This is a genomic window from Campylobacter sp. LMG 17559, assembly GCF_024723605.1.
Lineage (GTDB): Bacteria > Campylobacterota > Campylobacteria > Campylobacterales > Campylobacteraceae > Campylobacter_D.
The window spans coordinates 1-5,413 of record NZ_JANQCZ010000026.1; the positions used below are offsets into that span (position 1 = coordinate 1).

Consider the following 5,413-nt stretch of genomic DNA (forward strand, 5'->3'; position numbering starts at 1 on the left):
AATATTTTCTGAAAAATATATTTTATTTGTCTTTTTATCCACCTCTACCCCTCTTCCATTAGGAGCATATATTATATAAACATCTTTATTATTATCACTCATTGTTTTTCCTTTCTTTAATTAACCTATACATAAACCATTTTTCATAATGATAGTAGTGGCTAGTCTACCTATCATTTTTGGTGGTTGCTTTTTTTCTTCTTTACTCTCTGTATTTTTTACACCATCCTCATCTTCTTCTATGTTTTTATCATTAGATTTTTCTTCATTCTCCGCCACCCCCACATATAAAGCCTTAATATTATTTTGTCCTATGGTATCTAAAGCCCTTAAGAAATTTCTATGTTTTAAAGGATCAGGGGTGTTGTTTGTTGCTTTAGTGTTAAATACATCATTATCCATATCTTCTAAATAATCCATACATTGATGATAAGCATCTATAGGATTTAAAGAATTTTCGCTCAAACCATTATCACAGCTTCTTTTATACTCTTCATACAAAGCCCTTTTTGCTTCATCGTTGTTAATAGCTTGTAGTTTTTGGTTATATTTTTGTATGTTTTCTTTTTGAGTTTTACTAAGACAATCAGGGATTAAAAAATCTTCTTCATGTTTTAGTTTTAAAAGCCTTGGTTTTATAGCTAAATCATGTAAATAAGAATAGGTATTAAAAAAGTCTATATCTTCTATGGTTTTTAAATCACCAGTTTTTGATCTTAATTCATCTAAACATAAATACGCAAAAAGTTTGTTTAAAAGATAATTTCTTACCCTTTTTGTACCACCTACATCTTTATGATAAACAAATAAAGCTTCTTTCTCTCCCAAACCTCCTGTTTGTAGCTTTCCCCCTGTAAACATAGAAGTAAAATTAAAAGAAATAAAAGTATTATTAATAAACATAGGATAAGAGATAAATCCTTCTTGTGTATTTGTAGGTTTTTTCATTAAAACATAAGGGGGATTATATTTATGAGTAAAATTTAAAAATTGCAATCTTTCGTGTTCTTTTTTACTTTGTTCATATGCGCTAATCCATAATTGATTGATCAAATCTGTAATGATAGCTTGAGGTAAAGATATGAAAGATTCTTTGGCAATACTACGAATATTTTTTAAAGTAAAATTAAATTTATATTGAAAAATTTGTTTTTTGCTGATATTTGTTATATCCTTAAAACCATCATGATTTTTTAACTCTTTAAAGCTTGGATCATCTACTAGCATAATAGCTTCGTATTTGTTTTTATTTTTTTGCATATAGCAAAGTTCTAATAAAGCTATTTTATTTAATCTTTTAAGTCTTTTGTTAAATTGTTCTTGATTTTGTATTTTAACCTTTTTCATTTGAATACTTGAATCCATCATCAAAAACAATAAATAACTTATACCTATACTTTCATAAAAGGCTTTTTGTGCTTTAAGGGTTAAAAAATTAAGAATGGTTTTACTAAGCAATTTAGCAAATTTAAATTCATCTGCTCTTAAAAAATCTGCAAAAGGAAAGAATTTATCTATAAAAACATCCATCATAGTCACTATAGTTTTTTGCGGATTATAAGGAATTTTATTTATATTATTTTTTTCTATATCTTTTATCAATTCATCAAGTTCATCATCGATTTTCTTGTTTGATATTTTCTCTTTTTCAATCAATGCGTTTATTTGTTTTAGATTATACTCCACTGCTTCATCTTGGGTTTGATGATTTTCACTTTGAGGCTCTATTAAGGAAGATAAAAACTGTCTATCTTCCTCATCACTAATTTCACGATCTTTTAATTGCTCTAAAGAATCCACAAATTCTTCTATACAAAAAATTTCATTTTTTGCGAGTTTAGCCTTTTGTTGTTTTGAAAAACATAGGGGAATTTTTTCTTCATTTATATTTAAAAAGACATTTGTAGGAAGTATATCAATACTTTCTTCCTCTTCTATTTGTATACTTTCACAATTTGAAAACAATTTCCACCAAGCTTGGAAATCAGTTTGAATAAAAGAATAAAAATGTTTTATCATATAATAAGTTAAAGCAAGTAAAATCACATCTGTGATAGTAAATACATTTTTCTTTACAAAACTCTCTCCTTTGTATACCACACCTGTGTAAGTACCTATTTTAGGCTGTGCAATATGGGTGATGCTATCTATATAATTTCTTATACATTCTATACCTTCTTTAAAGTATTGCTTTTGTTTTTCTAAGAAAGTTTTTTTATTATTTGCTTGATAAAAAATAGATTGCAAATAATGATAATTATATATTTTATTGATATTACTAGGATTTTTTATAAAATTCATATATTGAAATATATTTTCTAGATTGTTATCTGCAATATCTTTAATTAACTCTTCTTTTTCTTTTACTGTATCTTCAAAGCCTTGATAAGTTTGATAATTTAAGCGAATAAAAGGACTTAAAGAAAGCACAAAGGCATCTTTTTCATTATCAATAATATCGATTTTATATTTACTATAATCTATCATTGCATCGTAGTCTTTTGGAGCTTTGATTAAAATATCGTTTTGTGTTTCATCTTCTATGGTATCTGGATAAATGATGGTATTTTCAAAAATTTCTTCTGTGAGCTTTTGATGAAGTCCTGCATTGTATTTTTGTGGAGCATTTGTAATAATGAGAAAATTTTTTGCATAATAAGATTCGTTTTTTTCACCCTTTAAATCTTTTATGATTTGAGCTAGTGTAATAGAGTTAAAATACGGACTTTCTATATAGCTTAGTCTGTTTTGATCTAGGGACATTTGTTTTTTAAGTGCCTCTTTAATAGAATATCTACTATGTAATATTAATTCTTCTTTGGGATTTTGGGTGATGAGCTTTAAGAATTTTTTATTGTGAAAATCTTTAAAAATTTCTTCGTTTGATTGAAGATGAATTGCAAGATCTTGCTTATGATATGCCGGTGATTGATTCCTTATTGCTCCAAAACCTGAAAAATCAAAAAGAACTTTATTATCTATGATCAAAGTGTAATGATCAATTTTGTTTTCAAAAAGAGTAAAAATATAACCAATATCACTTATGAGTAGTTGCACAATAGCATTATAAATAGCATAAGAGTATTTATCTTCACTCCACTTTGAAATTTCTTTATAAGCTTTTATCAACTCAAAAGCACTATCACCAATAACTAACAATGGCTGTGTTTTTGTTAAAAAGCTTTTCAATCTAAAGATATTGACAATACCAAGAAAAGCATTAATGATTTTCTTATATACAAGATCATAACCTTCTGCATAAATATCTTTAATATTTTGTATTAATTCATTAAAGACAAACTCTATTTGTTCATTTAGTTTATACTCGTTTAATTTTTGATATTCATCGAATGATTTTAGTTTTTGAAGTATAGGGATTTTTAATTTCTCATTAATGCAAATGATTAAAGAATCAATATTTTTGTTCTCTTTTTCTAGTTTTTGCGTCATAGTTTCTGAAATAGTTTGATTTTCAGATTTTCCCAAGGCTTTTACAAAATCATCTAAAATGCTTGTCATATCGCAAGATAAAGGAGTGATAGTAAAGTTTGAGGGATTATTGCTAAACTTATTAGAATCAGTAAATTTTTCATAAGAATAATCATAAATTTGAACTTTTTTTCCCTTATAAGCAGATATTTTAAGAGTATCATATAAGTATTTATCTAAACTATAATAACAATCTTTAGCAATATCATAATCTGTTAGTGCTAAATTCAGTATATTTTTTCTTGAAAAATTATTACAATATAAAACTATATTTTTAGCTTGTTTGCAATATTTATCTATCAAGTTTTTAAGATTGTTTTGGTTATAAATATATTGACAAGTAAATTCTTTATTTTTCATTATCTGCCTTTAAGTAAATATTGACTTAAGGTTTTTTATTTAAATAAAAATTTAAGCAAAATCATCTATTAATCTCTCCAATCCACCTTATAATATTACCTTTATCATCAATTTCTACTTCTAAATCTTTGTATTTGTTGTAAAATTTAGGAGCTAAGATTTCTTGGAAGTATTTTGTGCCTTTGGGGGTTATTGCTACCCAGATATTATATTGTGACCAATATTGTGGTGTATCCCAAGAAACATCACCTAAAATAAAACTACATCCATTCTCATCTAATGTCTCGAGATCATCCAACTCTCTAATAAATCTTTCTTTATAAAAAAAATTATCTCTAAAATGTACCCAAGCTTGATATTTATCTTCTTTATAATAAGATAAGTTTGAGGGATAATCTATTTTATTTCTATCTTCATCACAATAAGATCCAAAATCTATATATCCTGCTAGAAAAAGCTGCCCCAAAACACTAATATATTCACTTATATAGGTAGGTTTGGGTGTATTTAAAGAAAATGGGCTGCTAATATTATCAATGCTGTAAGTATCTAATAAAATTAAATTATTACATTCCCACCTTGAGACACCCATGCTTTTTCCACAAATAAGCAAAATATAATATTCAAATAGTTCTAAAATACCGACCTTATCTTTTAAATGAGATGATATAATTAAAGTTGGATTAGCATAATCATTCTCTAAAAGCTGGGTTTTTTTCCATATATCAAAATCTATATCAGGAAAAAAAATAGCACACTTTTCGTTTTCATCCCATTTTATATACCTATATTTCATTTTTTATCCCATTTTCTATATGTATTGTTTTAAGATTTCCTCTTGGTTTATTGGAATTTATCTCTATGGTCTCACCCCCGCTTTTAGAAGTTTTCTTATATTGTATAATAGTTTGATCATCTAGTTTTCTCATATAAATCGGTTGTCCGTATTTTTTATCTACTTTATTTTCCAACTCTTCAGAATTTTTAGTTAACTTTTTCCATAATTTGTCTAATTCCTCTTTATTTTTAACTATTCTCCTGCGTTTATCTCGAACATTTTTTGGCAGTTTATCTACTATCTGCAACACTTCATCTTTAGTCAATGTTCTATATTTTAAATACTCAGTATCTTTAAAAAATTGCTTTATCCCTCTTAAAGCTGGAGCAAATGTATAACTCACATCTTCCAAAGGTTTATCATTGAGTTCTAATTGACTAGGAAATATTATCTCAATAAACTCCCCGCTACCATCTTGTGTTTGTATTCTTATCACATTATCAGGGATGAGTTCTTGGGTATTGTTATAGTCTTCATTGATGTGAGTTTGTGTGGTATTTATATCATCTTTTATATTATCACTTGTAAACATATCTTTATCATTTGCCTTAAAATAATCCTTGGTTAAAATATTAAAAGAACATACATTTTCATCATCAAGCCACTCATCTAAACCTTTAGCAATTTCAAATTCAATCTTTTGCATTTTAGCAGGGGTTAAAAAAACTCTATAATGTATAATATTTTCTTTTTCTCGATAATCTTGATGATATTCAAAAAGCTCTT

General features: G+C 26.4%; 2 protein-coding genes and 1 pseudogene. All 3 read right to left on the reverse strand.

The features are described from left to right. Positions 1 to 120: 120 nt before the first annotated feature. On the reverse strand, positions 121 to 3,849 hold the full coding sequence (locus tag CAMP5082_RS08045; protein WP_337206412.1) for a hypothetical protein: 3,729 nt from the start codon (positions 3,847 to 3,849) through the stop codon (positions 121 to 123). Positions 3,850 to 3,910: 61 nt separating this feature from the next. Then, positions 3,911 to 4,645 carry a hypothetical protein gene (locus CAMP5082_RS08050; protein WP_044598599.1) on the reverse strand — a complete coding sequence of 245 codons (735 nt, stop codon included), beginning with the start codon at positions 4,643 to 4,645 and terminating at the stop codon, positions 3,911 to 3,913. Further along, positions 4,635 to 5,413: pseudogene (locus CAMP5082_RS08055) on the reverse strand (hypothetical protein); the annotation flags it as partial. The gene CAMP5082_RS08050 and the pseudogene CAMP5082_RS08055, both read right to left, overlap by 11 nt.

Coding starts and splice junctions, on each gene's coding strand:
- CAMP5082_RS08045 (WP_337206412.1), bottom strand. CDS start 3,849: ATGAAAAATAAAGAATTTACTTGTCAATATATTTATAACCAAAACAAT.
- CAMP5082_RS08050 (WP_044598599.1), bottom strand. CDS start 4,645: ATGAAATATAGGTATATAAAATGGGATGAAAACGAAAAGTGTGCTATT.